At 35.1% G+C, this 23,231-nt stretch carries 20 protein-coding genes; 11 read left to right on the top strand and 9 right to left on the bottom strand.

Translation table 11 applies throughout. The annotated features are described in order from the left end of the window. Positions 1 to 89: 89 nt before the first annotated feature. A complete protein-coding gene (locus AACZ49_RS17780) occupies positions 90 to 2,138 on the bottom strand; it encodes a M13 family metallopeptidase (RefSeq protein WP_339657529.1) in 2,049 nt (682 codons plus the stop codon). 265 nt (positions 2,139 to 2,403) lie between these two features. Between AACZ49_RS17780 and AACZ49_RS17775 the strand changes: the two genes are divergently transcribed. Together AACZ49_RS17775 and AACZ49_RS17770 are read left to right on the top strand one after the other, a co-directional pair. After that, positions 2,404 to 3,135 (top strand): carboxypeptidase-like regulatory domain-containing protein, encoded by a 732-nt coding sequence (locus tag AACZ49_RS17775; RefSeq protein ID WP_339657528.1) that lies wholly within the window; start codon positions 2,404 to 2,406, stop codon positions 3,133 to 3,135. Then, positions 3,135 to 4,139 (top strand): transglutaminase domain-containing protein, encoded by a 1,005-nt coding sequence (locus tag AACZ49_RS17770; RefSeq protein ID WP_339657527.1) that lies wholly within the window; start codon positions 3,135 to 3,137, stop codon positions 4,137 to 4,139. Before AACZ49_RS17775 ends, AACZ49_RS17770 begins: the two co-directional genes overlap by 1 nt. Position 4,140: 1 nt before the next feature. Here the strand turns inward: AACZ49_RS17770 and AACZ49_RS17765 are convergent, their stop codons facing one another. From AACZ49_RS17765 to AACZ49_RS17755, 3 genes are all read right to left on the bottom strand, one after another. Beyond that, positions 4,141 to 4,659: a DUF4136 domain-containing protein gene (locus AACZ49_RS17765; RefSeq protein WP_339657526.1), complete on the bottom strand. Its 519-nt coding sequence runs from the start codon at positions 4,657 to 4,659 to the stop codon at positions 4,141 to 4,143. A 66-nt stretch (positions 4,660 to 4,725) separates the two neighbouring features. Then, complete coding sequence (gene obgE, locus AACZ49_RS17760; protein WP_339657525.1) at positions 4,726 to 5,727, bottom strand: GTPase ObgE; 1,002 nt, start codon at positions 5,725 to 5,727, stop codon at positions 4,726 to 4,728. Between the two features lie 284 nt (positions 5,728 to 6,011). After that, complete coding sequence (locus AACZ49_RS17755) at positions 6,012 to 7,118, bottom strand: adenylate kinase (RefSeq protein WP_339657524.1); 1,107 nt, start codon at positions 7,116 to 7,118, stop codon at positions 6,012 to 6,014. 136 nt (positions 7,119 to 7,254) lie between these two features. On the opposite strand from AACZ49_RS17755, the gene AACZ49_RS17750 reads away from it, so the two are divergent. The 3 genes from AACZ49_RS17750 to AACZ49_RS17740 all read left to right on the top strand — a co-directional run bounded on the left by AACZ49_RS17750 (position 7,255) and on the right by AACZ49_RS17740 (position 11,247). Further along, on the top strand, positions 7,255 to 8,409 hold the full coding sequence (locus AACZ49_RS17750; protein ID WP_339657523.1) for a 5-(carboxyamino)imidazole ribonucleotide synthase: 1,155 nt from the start codon (positions 7,255 to 7,257) through the stop codon (positions 8,407 to 8,409). A gap of 5 nt (positions 8,410 to 8,414) precedes the next feature. After that, positions 8,415 to 8,906 (top strand): 5-(carboxyamino)imidazole ribonucleotide mutase, encoded by a 492-nt coding sequence (gene purE, locus AACZ49_RS17745; protein ID WP_339657522.1) that lies wholly within the window; start codon positions 8,415 to 8,417, stop codon positions 8,904 to 8,906. Between the two features lie 322 nt (positions 8,907 to 9,228). Continuing rightward, a complete protein-coding gene (locus tag AACZ49_RS17740) occupies positions 9,229 to 11,247 on the top strand; it encodes a M3 family metallopeptidase (RefSeq protein WP_339657521.1) in 2,019 nt (672 codons plus the stop codon). A gap of 102 nt (positions 11,248 to 11,349) precedes the next feature. Here AACZ49_RS17740 and AACZ49_RS17735 read toward each other — a convergent pair whose 3' ends face one another. Beyond that, positions 11,350 to 11,697: a rhodanese-like domain-containing protein gene (locus AACZ49_RS17735; protein WP_339657519.1), complete on the bottom strand. Its 348-nt coding sequence runs from the start codon at positions 11,695 to 11,697 to the stop codon at positions 11,350 to 11,352. Positions 11,698 to 11,809: 112 nt separating this feature from the next. Here AACZ49_RS17735 and AACZ49_RS17730 point away from each other — a divergent pair, with 112 nt between their 5' ends. Continuing rightward, positions 11,810 to 12,364, top strand: coding sequence for a sigma-70 family RNA polymerase sigma factor (locus AACZ49_RS17730; RefSeq protein ID WP_339657517.1), 555 nt, complete (start codon positions 11,810 to 11,812; stop codon positions 12,362 to 12,364). Between the two features lie 2 nt (positions 12,365 to 12,366). Beyond that, positions 12,367 to 12,597, top strand: a complete 231-nt coding sequence (locus AACZ49_RS17725) for a hypothetical protein (protein ID WP_339657516.1) — start codon at positions 12,367 to 12,369, stop codon at positions 12,595 to 12,597. Here the strand turns inward: AACZ49_RS17725 and AACZ49_RS17720 are convergent. Further along, complete coding sequence (locus AACZ49_RS17720; RefSeq protein ID WP_339657515.1) at positions 12,584 to 13,408, bottom strand: hypothetical protein; 825 nt, start codon at positions 13,406 to 13,408, stop codon at positions 12,584 to 12,586. The genes AACZ49_RS17725 and AACZ49_RS17720 overlap by 14 nt on opposite strands. A 138-nt stretch (positions 13,409 to 13,546) precedes the next feature. Between AACZ49_RS17720 and gcvP the strand changes: the two genes are divergently transcribed. From gcvP to AACZ49_RS17700, 4 genes are all read left to right on the top strand, one after another. Further along, positions 13,547 to 16,399 (top strand): aminomethyl-transferring glycine dehydrogenase, encoded by a 2,853-nt coding sequence (gcvP, locus tag AACZ49_RS17715; RefSeq protein ID WP_339657513.1) that lies wholly within the window; start codon positions 13,547 to 13,549, stop codon positions 16,397 to 16,399. Between the two features lie 161 nt (positions 16,400 to 16,560). Next, a complete protein-coding gene (locus AACZ49_RS17710; protein WP_339657512.1) occupies positions 16,561 to 17,619 on the top strand; it encodes a ketoacyl-ACP synthase III in 1,059 nt (352 codons plus the stop codon). 1 nt (position 17,620) lies between these two features. Continuing rightward, on the top strand, positions 17,621 to 18,145 hold the full coding sequence (locus AACZ49_RS17705; protein ID WP_339657511.1) for a methyltransferase: 525 nt from the start codon (positions 17,621 to 17,623) through the stop codon (positions 18,143 to 18,145). A 12-nt stretch (positions 18,146 to 18,157) separates the two neighbouring features. Beyond that, entirely contained in the window at positions 18,158 to 19,030 is an 873-nt protein-coding gene (locus AACZ49_RS17700) for a glycosyltransferase family A protein (protein ID WP_339657510.1), read from the top strand. Between the two features lie 31 nt (positions 19,031 to 19,061). Here AACZ49_RS17700 and AACZ49_RS17695 read toward each other — a convergent pair whose 3' ends face one another. The 3 genes from AACZ49_RS17695 to AACZ49_RS17685 form a co-directional block, all read right to left on the bottom strand. Further along, positions 19,062 to 19,571 (bottom strand): OmpH family outer membrane protein, encoded by a 510-nt coding sequence (locus AACZ49_RS17695; RefSeq protein ID WP_339657509.1) that lies wholly within the window; start codon positions 19,569 to 19,571, stop codon positions 19,062 to 19,064. 53 nt (positions 19,572 to 19,624) lie between these two features. Then, a complete protein-coding gene (locus AACZ49_RS17690) occupies positions 19,625 to 20,461 on the bottom strand; it encodes an OmpH family outer membrane protein (RefSeq protein ID WP_339657507.1) in 837 nt (278 codons plus the stop codon). Positions 20,462 to 20,564: 103 nt separating this feature from the next. Beyond that, positions 20,565 to 23,225 (bottom strand): POTRA domain-containing protein, encoded by a 2,661-nt coding sequence (locus AACZ49_RS17685; protein ID WP_339657538.1) that lies wholly within the window; start codon positions 23,223 to 23,225, stop codon positions 20,565 to 20,567. Positions 23,226 to 23,231 lie beyond the last annotated feature (6 nt).

Raw genomic sequence — 23,231 nt, 5'->3', positions numbered from 1 at the left:
CAACGCTCAATGTGATACTAGGCAATTAAAAAAAGAGCATAAAAAAAGGCGCTACTCTGTAGCGCCTTTTTTATACTTTGTACTAAGATTTACCAAATATGAACTCTCTTTTCAGGAGCAAGGTACATGGCATCACCTTCTTTAATTCCAAAAGCATCATAAAACTCTTGAATATTTAAAAGTGGTTGCGTTGCTCTGACCATTCCTGGAGAATGTGGATCCGTCTTAATTTGTGTTCTTAAAGCTTCATCTCTGGTCTTCGTTCTCCAAACGGTCGCCCAAGACATAAAGAAACGTTGTTCTGCAGTAAAACCATCAATATCTTCAGGATGACCATTTTCCTCATAATATTTCTGAAGTCCGTCATAAGCACCAAGCAAACCTCCTAGATCACCAATATTCTCACCAAGGGTGAATTTTCCATTTACATAAACCTCTGGTAATACCATAACACTATCATACTGTACAGCCAAAGCATCGGCTCTTTCGGTAAAAGCCTTTAAATCTTGCTCTGTCCACCAGTTTTTAAGATTTCCATCAGCATCGAAACGAGAACCGCTATCATCGAAAGCATGTGAAATTTCGTGACCGATAACTGCACCGATTCCACCATAATTTACTGCTTCATCTGCAGTATAGTTATAAAAAGGAGGTTGTAAAATAGCCGCTGGGAATACAATCTCGTTATTTAAAGGATTGAAATATGCATTAACCGTTTGTGGAGACATTCCCCATTCAGTTTTATCTACTGGCTCACCGATTTCTGCAAAATTCTTTAATTCTCCCCATTTGTCAACAGCGGTCATATTCTCAAAATATGATTTATCGGCAGAAACATCCATCGTAGAATAATCTTCCCATTTATCTGGATATGCAATTTTCACGGTAAACTTATCCAACTTTTCAATAGCTTTTGTTTTGGTTGAATCGCTCATCCAGTCTAAAACCGAAATACGTTCTTTAAATGCATCGATTACATTGGCAATCATTAATTCTGCCTTGGCCTTAGCCTCTGGTGGAAATTTAGCATCAACATACAATTGACCCAAAGCCTCGCCAACAGTCCCATTTACGGTTGACAATGCACGTTCATTTGCTGGGCGTTGTTCTTTTGCCCCACTTAAATATTTACTATAGAATTCCCAATTCGCTGTTTCTATATCGGTGGTTAATCTACCTGCAGCATTATTAAAGGTGTCCCATCTTACCAAGGTTTTAATATCTTCTAGTGAAGTTTTCTTCAAAAACTGATCCAATGTTTCTGTATACCTCAATTGAGTTACCAATAAGGTATCGAACTTTTTAGTAATACCTAAATCAGTAATAAATTTTTTAACATCAACTGTAGTCAACATTTTATCGACTTCTGCAATTGTTCTCGGGTTGTTATAATTTCTAGCATCTCTTCGCTCTACTTTATTCAATCTAGGCTCAGCAAGTTCAGTTTCCATCGCTAGAATTTTATCGGCAGCTTTAGTCGCTTCTTCTTCAGAATCTCCGAGTTTTTGTAACATTTTTGAAATATGTTTTTTATATTCCTCACGAATTTCGACGGACTTATCATCTTGGTCTAAATAAAAATCTCGATCAGGCAACCCTAATCCGTTAGCACCAAAATATACAGTATTCATGCTACTGTTATTTAAATCAGCACCAGCTCCGATACCAAAAAATGGAGAAGAAACAGCAGGATTGGTAGCTAAAATGGTTTGGAGTTCTTTTAAATTTTTCACGGAAGCAATGTCTTCTAAAGCAGGTTGTAAAGGAGAAATACCAGCTTTATTTCTAGATGCAGAATCTAACTTCGTGTCAAAAATAGCCAAAGCTTTTGCCTGATCGGTAGAAGCGGCATAATTGCCACTTTCCTTTGCAGTAGCCAAAATTTTCAATACATCGTCATCGGTAGATTTACGTAGTACACTAAAACCGCCCCAACTAGTTCTATCATCAGGTATTTCAGTAAACTTCATCCAATTTCCATTAACATAATTATAGAAATCTGAACTCGGGTTTTGGGTAGTATCCATATTCGCAAGAACGATACCAGGTATCTTTTCTACTTCAGCAATAGTTTTGGCTTCCTCTTTACAAGAAGCTAGGGCCACCAAACCGGCAGCTAGAAAATAAATTTTTTTCATCTTTTGACTTCGTTTTAAACCAAATAATTTATATGACGTTTTATTTGAGTATTGTTACAAAAATAACCGATTTTAATTATGCAAACCTTTAATTGGCATACCAAATATTGATGTTGACACTATAAACTTAATAAGATATAAGAGTCTTTTTTTTAAAATAAAATTACAAAGAGCATTTAACTCACTGAGAACAGCATTACACTCATTGCTTATTTCTTACGAGAATGATTCATGATAATTTAGAAGTATCCTAAAAAAACAAATCATGAAAAACAATTTAACAATTTCGGTAAAAGAACCTTGCAAAGAAAAATTCACTAATTTTAGTAAAACCGAAAAGGGAGGTTTCTGCAAGAGTTGCGAAAAAGAGGTTATAGATTTTACCAATTTTTCAGACAAAGAACTTATAAACCACCTAAGTTCAACAAATAAAAAAACTTGTGGCAAGTTCAAATCTTCACAACTAAAATCATACGAAAACAATACATTACACACGATGAGCAATTCGATACTAACTAGAGGAATAGGCATGATTGGTTTGTCATTATTAACTCTTTGCGCCACTGAAATGAATGCCCAAGAATCCGCAAGTATTGAGCCACCTATTGAAATTGTTTCTAATCAATTAAGTGGTTTAGTGGGTATGGTTGTAATAAATCAAGAAAATTATACATTGACCGGAACCATTTTAGATGAAGCAAACGAACCTCTACCAGGTGTAAATGTTATACTTAAAGGCACTACGGTCGGTACACAGACAGATTTTGATGGTCAGTTTGAATTTCCCCAACTAGTAAGAGAAAATGACATTCTGGTTTTCAGCTTCATTGGCTACGAAACCAAAACATACAAGGTAGAGTATAACGATTCTTCAGCAATAACCATAAATATTACTTTTGATACTTATGATGTAGAACTTATGGGCGATGTTGTAATTGGTGGAGCATATACCAGTAAAAAAAATATTTTCCAAAAATTAATTTCTATCTTCAAATAATGAGGATAGCTTTTATCTTATTTTTTCTATTCTCTTTATCGGTTTACACCCAACGTTCAGATTTTAGGGATATCGATTTTAAGAAAGCCGATAGTATTGCTCAAAATTACAAAGGCGCCAGTTTAAAAAACCTACCTGTGCTTACTCACCATTTAACAGTAGCATTAGAAACAGAAGTAGAAAAGTTCAGGGCAATTTACACTTGGGTCAGTACTAATATTGAAAATGACTATAACTCATATTTAAAAATAAGCCATAAACGAAAAAGGCTTGCCAATGACAGACAAGCCTTTTTAAATTGGAATACCGGCATAACCCCAAAAGTCTTTGAGAAACTGTTGAAAGAGAATAAAACAGCTTGTACCGGCTACGCTTATCTGGTTAAGGAAATGGCCACATTAGCAGGTTTAAAATGTGTTATTGTTGATGGTTATGCCCGTACACCTACATTACTTTTAAAAGAAAACAATTCACCCAACCATTCTTGGAACAAGATTGAAATAAATAACAAATGGTATGTATGCGATGCTACCTGGTCTGCCGGAGAAACTATGCTCATAAATGGATCACCTTTCTTTAATCCTGACTATTTTGATGGATATTTTCTTGCAGATCCAGTTTTATTTGTAAAAAATCACTTTGCTATAGATAAGAATCAAATAGAACAAACGAATGAAAATCGTTTTACCTCATTTCTTTCTGGGCCAGTTATTTACAAAGAAGCTTTTCATGCGCCTATTATTCCCGTATTTCCATTAGAAATGCATCAGAATATTAATAGGGAAGATATTGTTACTTTTAAACTGAATGTACCTAATAACTACTTTGGTGATATTCAACTACTATTGCACAAAGGCGGGGTTAAAAAATTATCAAACCCACATATTTTACGCAATGATAATGAGATTAGTATAGTTCAAAAATTTGAAAAGAAAGGTCTATACGACGTTCACATTTCCGTAGAAAATGAGCTAATCGCAACCTATGTAGTTAAAGTAAAGTAAACTATTTAGGTGGATACTTATTAAATATCTTATCGACAACCGCTTGTAGTTTTTCTGATTTTTGTATAGGTGTATCACCTTCGCGAAACGGGCTTTCGCTAATAGCTTGCCAAATAAGTATATCTTTATTTGCGTCTACAATATCTATTTGAAGTTCACGAGTAAGTTTTGGACCTCCAACAGGTATACCTATAGATACTCCACCTCCAATATTACCTCCGCCACCGCCAAGTCCTACCCCAACATTATTGGCTGGTTGAGACCTAAAAACAGAACTTTTAATGTTGATAAAAACATCTGGTTCTTCAGCGAAGATATACCCTTTCTCGCCAAGAGTTGCATCCATAGCGTCCATTAATCTTTTCTCGTCCAATTCACTTAGACCAGTTTCCATATCAGAAAAATAATTATACGTGGAGTATGAAGTGAAATCTGTTTTGTTATCATAGTCATAATTAACCCTTGCTACACCGCAAGAAACCATAACTAATAATATAGCATTAAAAAAAAAGATTCTCATAATATTATCTTTCTTTAAAATTAAAGAAAATAAAAGAGCAAAATAGATTTTATAGAAGGTATTCGACTAAGCGTTGAGCATTTCCCAAAGCTTATCTTTTAATTCGACAATACCCATTTGAGCTACAGAAGAAATAAACATAAAAGGAGTGCCTTTTAAATCTTTATTAAGTTCTTCCCTCATTTCATTCATAAGTTCCTCATCTAGCATATCACTCTTTGAGATACAGATAAGTCGTTCTTTATCTAACAGTTCTGGATTGTACCGACGTAATTCATCAAGCAGTATTTCATATTCCTTAGTGATATCCTTACTATCCGCAGGAATTAAAAACAATAAGTTTGCATTTCGCTCAATATGTCTTAAAAAATAATGCCCTAAACCTTTACCTTCGGCAGCACCTTCGATAATACCGGGTATATCTGCCATTACGAAACTTTTAAAATCTCGGTATTCTACTATGCCTAAGTTTGGTTTTAACGTGGTAAACTCGTAGTCTGCAATTTTAGGTTTTGCCGAAGTTATAACCGATAATAAAGTAGACTTACCTGCATTAGGAAAACCTACAAGACCTACATCTGCCAATACTTTTAGTTCCAGCAAAAATTCACCCTCTAACCCATCAACACCTGGTTGTGCATATCTAGGTGTTTGGTTCGTAGCAGTTCTAAAGTGCCAATTACCACGGCCTCCCATACCGCCTTTTAAAAGAATTTTCTCTTCGCCATGTTCAGTGATTTCAAACAAAACATCTTTGGTCTCAAAATCCTTTACAACGGTACCTAACGGAACGTCTAAATAAACATCTTCGCCGTCTGCTCCTGTACTACGGCTTTTACTTCCGTGTTCACCATGACCAGCCTTAAAATGTTTTTTATATTTAAAATTTACCAATGTCCATAGGTTTTCATTACCACGAACAATGATATGACCGCCACGACCACCATCGCCACCATCAGGACCACCTTTGGTAATAAATTTTTCACGGTGCAAATGCACGGACCCCTTGCCTCCTTTACCAGAAGTCAAACCCACTTTTACATAATCTACAAAATTACCTTCTGTCATGGTATACTATTAATTTTTCAAAAAACTCCTTTATAAAGAATTACAAAGTGTTATATATTTTCACAAAACTACATTGCAAATGAAAATTTCTTGTTGCTGTGTTAAAGGCCGAAATCTAGAGAGTCATCTATGTAAAACACATAAATTAAATATACTATGGCAATAATTATAAATGTCAATATTGCAAAACCTACTGTAAACATGCAACTTTTTAAACCGTCTTTTGGTCTTATTACTTCATCTGGCATTTACGTGTATTTTGTAATCAGTTGAATAAGTAATAATTATAAAGACTCGATCACTTTCGTTAAACGCTCGGTTATTTCTGCGATAGAACCGATACCATTAACACTATGGAATTTATCTTGTGCTTCATAAAACTCTTTTACTGGAGTTGTTTTCTCATTATACTCGTCGAAACGGTTTCTAATTTTGGCAACATCTTGATCATCGGTACGACCACTAACTTTACCACGCTCTAAAAGACGTTCTATTAAAATATCGTCATTTGCTTCTAAAGCAATAGTAGCATTTATTTGCATATCTTTTGATTCTAGAAAATTATCCAAAGCTTCTGCCTGGGCTGCAGTTCTTGGGAAACCGTCAAAAATAAATCCGTCAGCATCAGGGTTTTTCTCCACCTCTTCCTGTAGCATTTTAATAGTAACCTCATCGGGTACCAATTCACCTTTATCAATATATGATTTCGCTAAAGTCCCTAAATCGGTTCCATTCTTAATATTATATCTAAAAACATCTCCAGTTGAAATATGTTTAAGATTGTATTTTTCCTTTAAGAATTCCGCTTGTGTGCCCTTGCCGGCTCCTGGTTTACCAAAGAGTACAAGATTGATCATATGTTTCTGGTTTAGTTGGTATATTTCTTTTAAATTTCTTCCTTGTTCTTTATAGTCAAGACCGTAGCCTACTATAAAATTATCTGGTATGGCCAAACCAAAATAATCAATGGCATATTCTCCTTTATACACATTAGGTTTATAAAAAAGACTGGCTATTTTAAATTCCTTGACATTGGTTTTTGAAAACAAATGAACCAATTTTTGAAGTGTTCGCCCTGTATCGATAATATCTTCTACGATAATCACACTACGCCCTTCGATATTCTCTGGCACATCTAGCAAAGTTTCGACAATACCTGTTGAAGTTAAGCCTTGGTATGAACTTAACCTCACAAAAGAAACCTCACAAGGGTGTTGGTAAGCCTTCATTAAATCAGAAACGAACATAAATGCACCGTTCAACACACCTACAAAAATAGGAGTATCGTCTTTATAGTCAGCAGCAATTTTATCAGCAACGGTTTTAACGGCCTGTTGTATTTCTGATTCACTGAGATAACGCTTAAAAAACTTGTCGTGAATTTGTATCAATTTTCTTAAATTATCAAGGTTGGCAAAGATAAGCTATTGGCTTGTGTTTTTAATTAGAAAGGAATTGGTTTCTATTATTTAACCGTATTTTTGTGGCACTTAAGGCGTTTTTTCATCTGCTAAAAGCAACATTTATATGGATTACTTTTCTTCAAAATTTAAATTAGGCATCTTAGGCGGCGGTCAATTAGGCAAAATGATGCTTTATGAAACTCGAAAATGGGATATTTATACCAAAGTTTTAGATAGTTCTTCTGAGGCTCCAAGCCGCATTTCGTGTAATGAATTTGTAGAAGGCAGCCTTTTAGATTTTGAAACAGTTTATAAATTCGGCAAAGACGTTGATGTACTGACCATTGAAATAGAAAATGTAAACCTTGATGCCTTAGATAAATTAGAAGAAGAAGGTGTAAAAGTATACCCGCAGCCAAAGGCGTTGCGTATCATTCAGAACAAGGCGAAACAAAAACTGTTTTATATAGACCATGAAATACCCACAGCAGATTTTCAGCGTTTTGCCTACTTAAGTGAAATAGAAGATAGCATTGCAAATGGTGGCCTAAAATTACCTTTTGTTTGGAAGGTTGCACAATTTGGATATGACGGACAAGGAGTTAAGGTCGTTAGAAGTTTAGCCGATTTAAAAGATTTGCCTTCAGGGGAATGCATCGCAGAAACTATGATTCCTTTTAAAAATGAATTGGCGGTTATTGTTTCAAGAAATTCTAAAGGAGAAATAAAAACCTACCCGGTGGTGGAAATGGAATTTCACCCAGAAGCCAACCAAGTAGAATATGTTATTTGCCCCGCACGTATCGATGAAAAGGTGGCAGAAAAAGCACGTTCATTAGCTTTAAAAGTAGCAGAAAAAATAGGACTTACAGGTTTATTGGCCGTTGAGATGTTCCAAACTGAAGATGATAAAATTTTAGTGAACGAAGTAGCGCCAAGACCGCACAATAGCGGACATTACAGCATAGAAGCTAGCTACACCAACCAGTTCGAGCAACATATACGAAGTATACTTGGCTTACCACTAGGTAATACAGAAAGTAAAGTAGCGGGAGTTATGGTTAATTTGGTAGGTGCCGAAGGTTATACAGGTGATGTAGTATACGAAAATATTGAAGAAATATTAGGCATGGAAGGTGTTACACCGCATATTTATGGAAAAGCACAAACAAGGCCTTTTCGTAAAATGGGGCATGTTACCATAGTTAATAATGATTTAGGGAAAGCTAGAGCTATTGCCCAAAGAGTAAAGGAAACAATTAAAGTGATTTCAAAATAAAAAAAATGAGTAAAGTAGCCGTAGTAATGGGTAGTACCAGCGACCTACCAGTAATGCAAGAAGCCATAGATATTTTAAAAGGATTTGATATAGAAGTAGATGTCGATATTGTGTCTGCTCACAGAACACCGGAAAAGCTTTTCGATTTCAGTAAAAACGCACACATCAATGGCTATTCTGTTATTATTGCAGGTGCTGGTGGGGCCGCGCATTTACCGGGTATGGTGGCTTCTATGTCTCCCCTACCTGTTATTGGAGTACCCGTAAAAAGCAGTAATTCTATTGATGGCTGGGATTCTATTCTCTCAATTCTTCAAATGCCTGGCGGTGTGCCGGTTGCAACAGTTGCGCTTAACGGTGCAAAGAATGCCGGAATTTTAGCAGCGCAAATCATTGGAAGCTCTGACAAGTGTGTACTTGATAAAATCATTTTTTACAAAGAAGGTTTGAAACAAAAAGTTATTGAAGGTGCTAAAGAAGTGAACGGTAAAAAATAGAAATACGGACAAAATTGTAATATGAATGCACCAACAATAGTTTGTATTTCTTTAGCAATTTTCTCTATCGGTATTCTCTTATATTTAAAAAAAAATTCCACAAAATACTCAAAAGGTCTATTTCGTTTTTTGTATTTTTTTTTAATTTTATATGTATTAATTCAAATCATTGTATACCTACGTTGGGGTTTTTCATCCCTTCCAATAGAACAAACGATACAGCAAGAAATTTCGCTTTTATAACTAGCGCAGTAATATCATTTATATTTTCACTAATTGATTTTCTTATCATATTTCTAAGAAAACAAAATTCAAAAACTTAATGAATCCGTTATTATCCAAATTCGATACAGCACCTTTTTCAAAAATAAAAAATGAGCATTTTAAGCCTGCATTCTTACAATCAATTGAAGATGCTAGAACAGAAATTGATGCAATTACCATTAATACCGATGCCCCTACTTTTGAGAATACCATAGAGGCACTAGAGTTTTCTGGCCAGCAATTAGACCGTATTTCGAGTGTTTTTTTTAATTTGAATTCAGCAGAAACAAATGAAGAAATTCAAAAAATAGCCCAAGAAGTATCTCCATTGCTTTCAGAATTTGGCAATGACATTACCTTAAACGAAGCACTTTTTAAAAGGGTAAAAGCAGTTTACGAACAAAAGGACTCATTAGACCTTACTGCAGAGCAAGACACACTTTTAGATAAGAAATACAAAAGTTTTAGTAGAAACGGTGCTAATTTATCTGAAGAGAAAAAAACACGTTTACGTGCTATTGATGCTCAGCTTGCTAAACTGAAATTGACTTTTGGGGAGAACGTTCTTGCAGAAACTAACAAGTATCAATTACACCTTACAAATGAAGTTGATTTGGACGGATTACCGGAAGGTGAAAAAGAAGCCGCTGCACAATTGGCAATTTCAAAAGGTAAAGAAGATGGGTGGATGGTAACTTTAGATTACCCTAGCTATATCCCATTCATGAAATATGCTAAAAATAGGGCTTTAAGAAAAAAACTTTCATTGGATTTTGGCAGTAAAGGTTTTCATAATGATAAATTGGACAACCAAGGTAATGTACTAGAAATTGCCAAATTACGTTTTGAAAGAGCCAACCTTTTAGGTTACAGAGCCCATGCACATTTTGTGCTTGAAGAGCGTATGGCCGAGACACCAGAAAAAGTACATTCTTTCTTGAATGAAATGCTTGAAAAGGCAAAACCTGCTGCAGAACGTGAGTTTTATCAATTAGAAGAATTTGCAAAAAAACTAGATGGAATAGACCGTTTAGAGAAATGGGACAGTAGTTATTATTCAGAAAAATTAAAGCAAGAATTATTCAACTTAGATGATGAAAAATTAAAACCTTATTTCAAGCTTGAAAATGTAATCAACGGAGTTTTTAAAGTTGCAGAAAACCTATTTGACCTGCAGTTTGAAGAGGTACATGATATTGAAAAATATCATGACGAGGTTAAAACATATAAGGTATACGATACTGATAAAAATTTCATTTCACTCTTTTATGCAGATTTTCACCCTCGAGCAGGTAAGCGTGGTGGTGCATGGATGACATCTTTTAAATCTCAATGGAAAAGAAACGGCGAAAATGTGCGCCCACATATTTCGAACGTATGTAACTTTACCCCATCAACTAAAAGTAAACCGTCGTTATTAACTTTTAACGAGGTAACTACCCTTTTCCATGAATTCGGTCATGGCTTACACGGCATGCTTGCAAACACAACCTACCCTAGCCTATCTGGCACATCAGTATTTTGGGATTTTGTAGAATTACCAAGTCAGGTTTTAGAAAACTGGTGTTATGAGAAAGAAGCATTAGAATTATTCGCAAAACATTATGAAACTAGTGAAACCATACCAATGGAGCTGGTTCAAAAAATAAAAGAATCTGCAACTTTTCAAGAAGGAATGCAAACACTTCGTCAATTAAGTTTTGGTTTATTAGATATGTCTTGGCATGGGGTTGACCCAACCGGTATCACAAATGTGAAGCAACATGAAGACGAGGTATTTAAAAACACAAATCTTTATCCTGAAACTCCAGAAACTTGTATGAGTACAGCATTTTCCCATATTTTTCAGGGCGGATATTCTTCTGGGTATTACAGTTACAAATGGGCAGAAGTTTTAGATGCAGATGCTTTCGCCTATTTTAAGGAAAAGGGTATTTTCAATAAAGAGGTGGCCACGAAGTTTAAAGACAATGTTTTATCTAAAGGAGGCACAGAAAACCCAATGGTACTTTACAAACGTTTTAGAGGCGCCGAACCAAAGGTAGAGGCCTTATTGGAAAGAGCAGGGCTTCTATAGTTCTTTAGCCTTTTTAACAATTTAACTTACGAGCAATGATAATCAAAGACGAATTAGCATTGCTCGTATTTATAATTAAAATATAAAAAAGAAAACCTAGTCCTATTTTACGTATTGATCATAACCCCCTTCAAGATTAATCACGTGCAAAAACCCAAGTTCCTTTAATCTAATTTGAGATTTCAAACTTCTACCCCCTTTTTTGCAATATACGTATATGGTTTCATCCTTATCAATTTCAGCAACTTGTGCGTTAAAGTCATCTGAAAACCAATCGATATTAATTGCTCCATTAATATGTCCTTGAGCGAACTCTTGCGGTGTTCTAACATCTAAAAGGATTACCTTTGATATTTCTTCTTGTGTGATTTCAGTAATAGGTTTTGAGTCGATTTGACCGCAAGCCAAGTTCAACAATAATACTAGTAATACAAATAGCCTAAGTTTCATACATAAGATTTACTTCAAATATAAAAATAATGCCCTCAAAATAATCCATCTATTTATCGTTTTATTCATAATTTAATCAAATTCAGTTACATTTGAAACGCAGAAAAAGAATATGACAGCACATCAACTTCATCCTGATAATTGGGTAGATCTCTATGCAGATTATTTATTCAATTATGCTGTTACAAGGGTAAATGATTCTGAAATCGCAAAAGACCTTGTGCAAGACACTTTTATAGCAGGCCTTAAATCAGCTAAAAATTTCAAAGGTGAGGCCGCAGAACGCACGTGGCTTATCGCTATTTTAAAGAGAAAAGTCATAGATCATTATCGTAAAATAAATTCTAAAAAAGGAAAAGCAGAGGTACGTATGAGCTTTAGCTCTCAAACTGATTCGGAGGGCGCTTGGCTAGAAGAACGCATCGCCGACCCTAACAGCAATTTCGAAAATGATGCCTTAGTGAATGAAGAATTAGGAATCGCCATTCAAAATTGTATTTCTAAATTACCTAAGAAACAAGCTCAGGTTTTTATTATGAAAACCATAGAAGGAATGGAAACTGAAGATATATGTAATGCTCTTGGAATAAATGCGTCTAATCTCTGGGTAATGATTCATAGAGCCAGAACAGGTTTAATGGGTTGTTTAAATCAAAATTGGTTTTAATTATGGTGATTTCATGTGAAAAAGCAGCAAATATTTGCGATAAAGCTCAATACAAAGAAGCTTCTTCCTGGGAGAAAATAAAATTAAAGTTTCATTTACTTATGTGCAAGACTTGCGCAAAACATAGTGTGAAAAATAAAAAATTGACCTCGCTATGTAATCAAGCGAGACTTGCTGTATTATCAGAAGAAGATAAAAGGAAAATGAAAGATACTTGCGCTAAAGCAAAATAAGATACTTCTTACCAATCATTAATAGTACCCACCATAATAAAGGAATTGACTCTACCCAAAATGAAGAAAAATATTTCTTTTGATTCAATTTTGTTTTAAATATCACGGTTAATAAAATCACAAACAGAATAGACTTAACGACCACATTGATTACATCTAAATCTGTTTTTAAAAATGTAACTGCAAAAAAAATAATAGACCAACCCAAACCTATTAATTTCGTTGCCTTTACCCCTACCCGCTGTGGTAAAGTTTTCAATGCTACACTATCATACTTTAAATCTCTAATCTCAAAAGGAACCAATACTATCAGTACTAGCATAAAACGTTGAAACGTTTCAACTTTAACATTCCAGCTGATTACTCCTAATTGTGAAATGACAGGCAATATAACAGTAGTGCCAGCCCATACCATTGCCACTATTAATATTTTCAATCCACTTAAACTTCGAAAATTCTTATGTCTAGGCAATACAGGCAAAGCATAAAGACCTGTAATTGCAACCAAGAAAAATAGGGCAACTATAACTCTCTCTGATAAAAAAAACAGTTGATAAAAAGAGATTAGCAAACATCCAAAGCTAAATAACTGGATATTCTTATGATATCTACTGGCAACAAGAATATACTTTTTAGCCTCTACTCCGTATTTTACAAAGTTATAACAGCCAATGGATCCGAAAAATATGAAAATATAAAGTTCTTGAGGTACATTTATGTTTAAGGTTAGTGCGGTTACATGAACCAAACTAACGATAGCTAAAGCCACATGAATGCTAGCATCTAGATAAAAATCAAAAATCCTACTCATAAAGGTCATTGAACAAAAGTAGGCAAAGTGTTTATAACCCCTTATTTTGGTTAAAAACTTTCACCTTGAAGACCGCTTACAACCACAATTAACACACATAAAAGTGGTAATTTTGTACTTTATATAACAATAGCATCTATGAAGACTGACGTGTTTGCTCTGCGCCATATCGGCATTAGGGAAGAAGATTTAAACTCTATGTTCAATACGGTGGGTGTTGAAAATCTGGAACAGCTTATATACGAGACCATTCCAGAAGACATTCGACTTAAAGAACCTTTAAAGTTAGATGCTCCGATGAGTGAGCATAGATTTTTAGCCCATATTGAAGAGCTATCAAAAAAGAATAAAGTATTTAGATCATATATCGGTTTAGGATACCATGAAAGCTTAATTCCTTCAGTAATCAAGCGAAATATTTTAGAAAATCCGGGATGGTACACCGCCTACACACCTTACCAAGCCGAAATTGCCCAGGGTAGATTAGAGGCACTTCTTAACTTTCAAACTATCGTCACGGACCTTACGGGCATGGAACTTGCCAATGCCTCATTATTGGACGAAAGCACAGCAGCTGCAGAAGCAATGACCATGTTATATGATGTTCGAAACCGAGACCAAAAGAAAAATGATGTTCTAAAATTCTTCGTTTCCGAAGAAATATTACCACAAACACTTTCGCTATTAAAAACGCGCTCCATTCCTCTAGGAATAGAATTGGTGGTTGGTAATCATGAAGAGTTTGAATTTAGCAATGACTTTTATGGTGCTTTATTACAATACCCAGGTAAATATGGTCAAGTAAACGATTACTCAGGTTTTGTTGCTAAGGCAAAAGAGAATGAAATTAAAGTAGCCGTTGCTGCAGATATTATGAGTTTGGTTTTACTGACGCCACCTGGAGAATTTGGTGTTGATGTTGTAGTAGGAACAACTCAACGTTTTGGTATTCCATTAGGTTATGGAGGACCACATGCCGCATTTTTTGCTACAAAAGAAGCGTATAAAAGAAGCATACCTGGTCGAATAATAGGGGTGACTAAAGATACCGATGGCAAACCAGCATTACGAATGGCTTTGCAGACCAGAGAACAGCACATAAAAAGAGACAAGGCAACTTCGAATATTTGTACTGCACAAGTATTATTGGCGGTAATGGCTGGCATGTATGGTGTTTATCATGGACCGAATGGCTTAAAATATATCGCAACAAAAATTCATACAACGGCAGTTACTTTAGTAGATGCTTTGGAAAATATAGGCATTTACCAAATAAACACTGCCTTTTTTGACACTATCACCATCAAAGCCGATGTTAAAAAAATAAAACCGATCGCTAAAAAAAATGAGGTAAACTTTCTTTATATAGACAACAATACAATTTCTATCGCAATAAACGAGGCTACATCATTAAAAGACCTCAATCAAATTGTTTCTATATTTTCTGAAGCACTAAACAAAAAAACAATAGCGATTACAAGTCTATTAAATGAAACTTCAGTTCCTGAGAACATCCAACGAACTAGTTCATTTATGGAAAATAAAGTATTCAACTCCTATCATTCAGAAACGGAGTTAATGCGTTATATCAAAAAATTAGAACGCAAAGATTTAGCGTTAAATCACAGTATGATTTCATTAGGAAGTTGTACCATGAAACTGAATGCTGCAACAGAAATGTTACCTTTAAGCATGACGAATTGGGGTAACATTCATCCGTTTGTGCCTATTGAGCAAGCTGAAGGCTACCAAACAGTACTAAAAGAACTTGCAAAAGATTTGTCTACAATAACAGGATTCGCAGATACATCGCTTCAGCCAAACTCAGGAGCACAAGGCGAATATGCTGGCTTAATGGTTATAAGAGCTTATCACGAATCGAGAGGTGATTCTGAACGTAATATTTGCTTAATACCTTCTTCTGCCCATGGCACAAACCCGGCGTCGGCAGTAATGGCAGGCATGAAAGTTATTGTTACAAAAACTGACGAAAAAGGAAATATAGATGTTGCTGACCTTGAAGAAAAAGCTGAACTATATTCTGATAATTTAGCCGCATTAATGGTTACCTATCCTTCCACTCATGGTGTTTTTGAGTCTTCGATAAAGCAGATTACAAAATTAATTCATGATCATGGCGGTCAGGTTTATATGGATGGCGCGAATATGAATGCGCAAGTTGGTTTAACCAACCCAGCAACCATTGGTGCTGATGTTTGCCATTTGAATTTACATAAAACTTTCGCTATACCCCATGGAGGTGGCGGACCAGGAGTTGGACCAATATGTGTTGCCCCACAATTAGTTTCCTTCTTACCAAGTAATCCTGTAATTGCCACAGGTGGTGAAAAAGCAATAACGGCTATTTCCGCAGCACCATGGGGTAGCTCGTTAGCTTGTTTAATTTCATATAGTTATATTAAAATGCTTGGCGAACAGGGTTTGACACAATCAACCAAAATCGCAATTTTAAATGCAAATTATATTAAGCATAGGCTAGAAGGTAAATTTGAGGTTTTATATACTGGAGAAAAAGGTAGAGCAGCACATGAAATGATTTTAGACTGTCGACCATTTAAGAATAATGGAATTGAAGTTACTGATATTGCAAAACGATTAATGGATTATGGATTTCATGCACCAACAGTTTCATTTCCGGTAGCGGGAACTGTAATGATTGAACCTACAGAAAGTGAAAGTTTGGCAGAGCTCGATAGATTTTGTGAAGCTATGATTTCTATTCGTGCAGAGATTGATGAATCTTTTATAGATGCACCTAACAACGTTCTTAAAAATGCCCCACATACTTTAGAAATGGTTACCTCAGATGAATGGCAATTTCCATATTCAAGGCAAAAGGCATCTTTTCCACTTCCTTATATTAGAGAAAATAAATTTTGGCCAGCTGTTCGAAGAGTAGACGATGCATATGGAGACCGTAATTTGATATGTACATGCGCACCTATAGAAGCTTACATGGAAACGAATTAACGGCCAAAAGCACGTACGGCAAAGCCTTTTCAGTAAATTGAGAAGGCTTTTTCAATACTATTTGTCTGAAGGAATTAGGCTTGAACATCGTAATATTTATTATGCATGCATACAAAAGTTCAACTAGATGATTAAATTTATTTGCAATTCAATACATTAAAATGAGCATAGCAATTACTGGTACAGGAAGCTATATTCCTACCTTGACCATTACCAATAAGGATTTTAATAAACATGAATTCCTCAATCTAGATGGCTCTACCTTCAATCATACCAATGAAGTCATCATCGAAAAATTCAAAGCCATAACCGGTATTGAAGAAAGAAGATATGCTTCAAAAGAGTTTACAACCTCTAACCTTGCCTTCTTTGCTGCCAAAAATGCGATTGAAAGCGCTCAAATAGATAAAGAAACCCTAGACTATATAATCGTTGCTCATAATTTTGGAGACATTGATCATGGCAAAACCCAAGGAGATACACTACCAAGTTTAGCCACAAGAGTAAAACATCAACTTCAAATTAAAAATCCGAAATGTGTTGCTTATGACTTAATCTTTGGCTGCCCAGGTTGGCTAGAAGGTATGATACAGGCTAATGCATTCATTAAAAGCGGAATCGCTAATAAGTGCTTAGTTATCGGAGCAGAAACACTTTCTAGGGTTGTTGATGATTATGATCGTGACTCCATGATCTATTCTGATGGTGCAGGAGCCGCAATAATAGAGAAAACAGATAAAGGTGGTGAAATTATCGCTCATGAGTCTGGCACCTACGCAATGGATGAAGCCAATTATCTTTTTTTTGGCAATACCTATAATAAAAACAAAGAAGATAATACCTACTATATAAAAATGCTTGGTCGTAAAATATATGAGTTTGCCGTAACTCATGTACCTAAAGCGATGGCCTCTTGTTTAGATAAAAGCGGAATTGAAATCGATGAGGTAAAAAAAATATTTATTCATCAGGCAAACGAGAAAATGGATGAAGCCATTGTCAAGCGCTTTTACAAACTATATGGTAAAGAAATGCCCGAAGGTATAATGCCCATGAGCATTGCTAAATTAGGAAATAGCTCTGTTGCAACTATACCTACCTTATTCGACCTCATAAAACAAGGTAAATTAGAAAATCAAGAAATTAAAAAGGGAGATGTTGTTATCTTTGCAAGTGTTGGCGCCGGAATGAACGTCAATGCAATGATTTACAGAATCTAACATGTACGAAAATAGCTTTCCTAATAAACGCTACGAACACACCCTGCATTTTTTGCGAAAACATATTAACACAAAAGAATCTATTCTAGATTTAGGCGTTAAAAATCCTTTTACAGAAATAATGGTAAAAGATGGATATGAGGTTGAAAACACCACTGGTGAAGATTTAGATTTTGATTTTTCCTCAGTTCTAAATTCGAATGCAGAGGTGGTTACAGCTTTTGAGATTTTTGAACACCTCTTAAGTCCTTTGCACATCTTATCTAATGTGAAGTCGAAAAAATTAGTTGCCAGTATACCTCTAAAATTATGGTTTTCGCCAGCATATAGAAGTAAAACCGATAAATGGGATAGACATTATCATGAATTTGAAGATTGGCAATTCGATTGGCTTTTAGAAAAGGCAGGCTGGGAAATACAAGATTCGCAAAAATGGACCAATCCGGTTAATAAATTTGGCCTACGACCTTTATTGAGATTGTTTACTCCGAGATATTATATAGTTTACGCTACACGAAAGCAATAAACGGCACTTAAAATGGATTACTATATTGTTATCCCTATACATAACGAAGAGGCTTTCTTAGAAAGTACTTTAAATTCTATTTTGAATCAAACTTTACTACCAAAAAAGGTTATACTGGTTAATGACAACTCTTCCGATAATACCGAAACTATAATAGATAGTTTTTCCTCAAAACATACTATTTTTCAAAAATTGAACATTATTTCTTCTACACAGCATATGCCAGGAAGTAAAGTAATCAATGCGTTCAATAAGGGTTTTAATCTATTAGATGAATCTTTTGATTTTATTGTAAAATTAGATGCAGATATTATTCTGCCAAAAAACTATTTTGAAGTAATTAGTACGCATTTTAAGAAAGAACCAAATCTTGGAATTTGTGGTGGTTTTATATATGAGCAAAATGAATCTGGTGACTGGATTCTGAATCACCCGATGGATAAAAATCATGTTAGAGGAGCATTTAAAGCCTACACTAGAGTATGTTTTAAAGCTATTGGTGGATTAAAAAACGCTATGGGCTGGGATACTGTAGATGAGCTATTAGCAAGGTTTCATAGCTTTCTTATACAAACAGACCCTACACTTAAGATAAAGCATTTAAGACCCACTGGCAAGGCGTATAACAAGAATGCTAAAAGACTTCAGGGAAAAGCAATGTACAGCATGCGCTATGGTTTTTTAATTACCTGTATAGCTTCTCTTAAAATGGCAACTAAGAATAACTCGATTAATACTTTCTGGAACAATATAATGGGTTTCGTCACCGCAGCTGAAAAAAATGACCCCTATTTAGTAAATGAGGAAGAAGGAAAATTTATAAGACAATTACGCTGGACAAATATTAAACGGAAATTATATGTACAAAAAAAGCCATCTAATTAGATGGCTTTTTTTGTAATGTATTTGTTTCTATTTAGAAACCTAATTGTTTTTTAACATCAGCTAAAAGGTCCTTCCCTTTTGCAACGATTAAACCACCACCCGCTTGCGCATCGATTACGTAGTCAAATCCTTGTGCAGCCGCAACCTTCTCAATAGCCGCTTTCGCTTTTTCTGATATCGGAGCGAACAACTCAGCCTGCTTCTTCTGAAATTCTTGTTGTGCAGCCTGTTGCGCCTCACCTATGTTCTTCTCATAACCTTGTAATTCAACAGCTCTTTTATCGTTCTCTTCTTTAGATTTTGATGCTGCTTCATTTTGATACTGAGTAAACTTGTTACGCAATTCAGTCATTGATGCCTGAATATCTGCGTTATAAGTTTCTTGCAATTTTTTAAGTTCAGCTTCTGCAGCCTTCATTTCGGGCATAGCCGATAATAATTGAGTAACATCTATATGAGCTACCTTACTTTGGGCATTTACAAAACTTGTCGTTGCTACAAACAACAATAAGGCTACCACAATTTGTTTTACTTGTTTCATGAGTTAAAATTTAATTCTAATTTGAGTGTTAATTTTATGGTTTTTAAACCTATTTAAATAGTACCGTTATTATCTTTATTATCGGTATCGCTATTTCTCTCTTTTAATTTTTCTTGTTTTTTAGCTTCACGCTCTTCTAACAATTTTTTTCTTCGCTCCTCGTAGGCCTTCTTTCTTTCCTCTCTTAATTTCAACTGCTCAGACCTGGTTTCCGCAGCACTTTTCTCTCTGGCATCAGCTGCCTCGGTTGCCTTGTCCAAACGATCCTGTAACGCCTCACTAACTTCCTCAGACTGCTCTTCTCCTTCAAAATCATCTAAGTTACTCCGATTATCTTCTTTCTTACTTGGCGCACTTACTTTTCTTGTTCGTGCAATACCCCTTAATATCAAATCGCTGATGTCATGTCTTTTTTCGGAATACAACATTACAACATCCGCAGATTTATCAAAAATAAAATCATACTTTTTATTCACACCTATTTTCTGCACCTCATTAAACACTTGATCCTGTATAGGCTGAATAAGCCTTCTTTTTTGAAGGACTAAGTCTCCTTGTGGTCCAAAACGATCTTGCTGATATTCAATCATCTCCTTTTCAAGTATCTGTATCTCCTCTTCTCGCTCCGCAATAAGTTCAGGCGTCAATAATACTTTTTCAGCCATTAAATCTTTCTTCATTTGCTCCACAATACTTTGCTTCTGCTCTATCTCAACTTTCCAACGTTGTACTTTCGCTTCCAACTGATCGGTAGCATCTCGGTATTCGTCAACATTTTCCAAGATATACTCCATATCTACATAAGCCATTCGTACTCCCCTTTGGGCAAAACTCCCTACAGTCATAAAGATGACCGAAACTAATAAAAGAACTTTTGTTTTTGAACTCATTGTTGATATCGTTTAATCCTATAGAAAATATCGTGCCAAATTTACTAAAACTTTTAAAATGAAAGGATTAGCATATAGCACGATTATTAAATTTCAATTAAAATTAAAACTGTTGACCAATTATGAAGTGTGTTTGCCATCCACTAGGGCCTTGTCCTACAGATTGTGGTTTTAGATCTTCATCAAACCCGTAACCAAAATCAATACCCAACAGACCAAATGCTGGCATAAAGATTCGCAGCCCCACTCCGGCCGATCGTTTTAATTGAAACGGATTAAAGTCTTGAAAATTGTTGAAGGCATTACCTGCTTCTAAAAATGCTAGACCATAGATAGATGCCGAAGGCTTTAAAGTTAACGGATAACGAAGTTCTAATGAGAATTTATTATATATCAGGGCACCATCTGGTGTATTTGCCCCTTCCGCGTATGGAGTAATAGATTGATTATCATATCCTCTTAAAGCAACTACATCACGACCATCTAGAGTAAAGTTCCCTAGTCCGTCACCACCAACATAAAAACGCTCAAAAGGAACATTACCAACTGCACTATTGTAACTACCTAAGAATCCAAATTCAGCATTACTTCGCAATACCAATTTATCAACTAACGTGGTATACCAGTCACCTTTAAATTTAATTTTATAATATTCCAATAATCTAAATCGTTCTTGGTCAATATCTTCAAGCTCAACATTTTCAGCAGGAGTGAGCCCTTGAATATTTTTCTTTTCATCTAACTCTTTTGACCTATTCTGCAACGCTCTATAATCTTTATTACTAAATACCGACCATGGAGGCGTAAATTTTGCGGTAACTTCAAAATTAGAACCACCTCTTGGAAATATTCGACCACCATCGGTTGCATTCCTAGAAATACCAAAGGTATATGCCAACGAATTTGCCTTACCATTACCAAAATTAAAAAGACCAATATTATAATTTCTAAAATCATATAACTGATAGCCAAGCGAATGAGAAATCGTAAAGAAATCATCAGGCCATTGTACACGTTTAGCCAAACCAGCTGTAACACCTGTAATAGAAAATTGTTGATCTTTATTTACATCAATATTGCCCCTTGAACCATAAGAAGCTGCAAATTGCTGCGTTCTAGAAACGCTAAAATTAAAACGTACCGGTTTTTTGCCCCCCAACCATGGCTCTGAGAAATTCAAACTATACACTCTAAACGTTCTACTGGCCTGTAACCTTAGTGCAAAAGTTTGCCCATCACCCATAGGAACCGGCTTATATTTTTCACCTTTAAATAAATTTTGAATAGAGAAATTACTAAACGACAAGCCTAATGTACCGATAAAACCACCGCCACCATAACCACCTTGCAATTCTATTTGACTCGATCCAGATTCAACTAAATTCCATGCTAAATCAACCGTACCCTCATTTGGGTTAGCATTCAATACATCTGGTGTAATTTGTTCTGCATCGAAAAAGCCCAACTGACCTAATTCACGAATACTTCTAATAATATCAGACTTGTTATACTTTTGACCGGGCCTAGTGCGTAGCTCACGATAAATAACATGGTCATTGGTTTTATCGTTACCTGAAACAGTAACATGATTTAAGAATGTTTCTTTACCTTCTATTATTCTAATTTCAAAATCGATAGTATCATTGGCTGCAGAAATCTCAACAGGATTTATAGTTGAAAATAGATAACCGTTATTCTGATACAAACTAGTAACATCATTAGGATCTGGTTTCGAATTGTCTGCAATTCGTTCTCTCAACAATACACCATTATAGGTATCACCCTTTTTAATACCCAATACTTGATTTAATTGACGATCAGTGTACACCGTATTACCAACAAAATCGATATTACCGAAATAATATTTATCACCTTCTTCAACCTTTATGCGTAAATCAATATTATTCTCATCTACCTTAATAACAGAATCAGAAATAACCCTAGCATCTCGAAAACCATTTTCAGCAAACTTATCCACCAAAAGGCCTAAATCATCTTCGTAATCTTTTTGAATGAATTTAGATTTTTTCCAGAACCTACCGATTTTTTTCTGTTTTGTACTCTTTAATGCTTTCCGAAGTTTCTTATCGCCTAATTGCTCGTTACCTTCAAAAATTATATTACTAATTTTAACTTTATCACCCTTCTTTACATTGACCACCATACTTTGGGTATTGGTATCAGAAGTATCTTTAGCGGTAGCAATATTTACCTGAGCATTTAAATATCCTTGCTTTTTGTATTTATTGGCTATATAATTTTTAGAGTTTGAAATAAGGCTTTCCGTAATTTTCTTCCCCTTTTTAAGGTCAGTATCTTTAGTAAGACCTTCAATTTTACCTTTCTTTACACCATAAAAGGTAACATTACTTAAGGTAGGACGCTCAATAATGTTCAATTCTAAAAAGACAGTGTTATCTTCTATATTGTTGATATAGAAATCAATTTTACTAAAAAGCTCAAGTCCCCATAATTTTTTGATGACTTCACTAATTTGTTCACCAGGCAAAGTAATAGGTTGACCTACCCTAAGACCTGTATAAGTTTTTACCGTTTGTTCATTATAACTTTGCAGCCCGGTAACATCTAAGCCACCAAGAATGTAGCTTTTTCCATCCTCATAGGTTGTATCCTGTGCGGTGGCAATAAGGGTAGTTAATAATAAAAAGGTAGTTAAAATGTGGTTCAAGGATATGAACCTGGTCATATCTTTAAGTGAGTTGTTCGCTAGTTTTTCCAAATCTTCGTTCTCTGTTCTGGTAATTTTTAA

Source organism: uncultured Maribacter sp. (assembly GCF_963975365.1).
In the GTDB taxonomy this organism is placed as follows: Bacteria; Bacteroidota; Bacteroidia; order Flavobacteriales; family Flavobacteriaceae; genus Maribacter.
The sequence above is the reverse complement of the archived record's forward strand: the minus strand, read 5'-3'. Positions and strand labels throughout refer to the sequence as shown.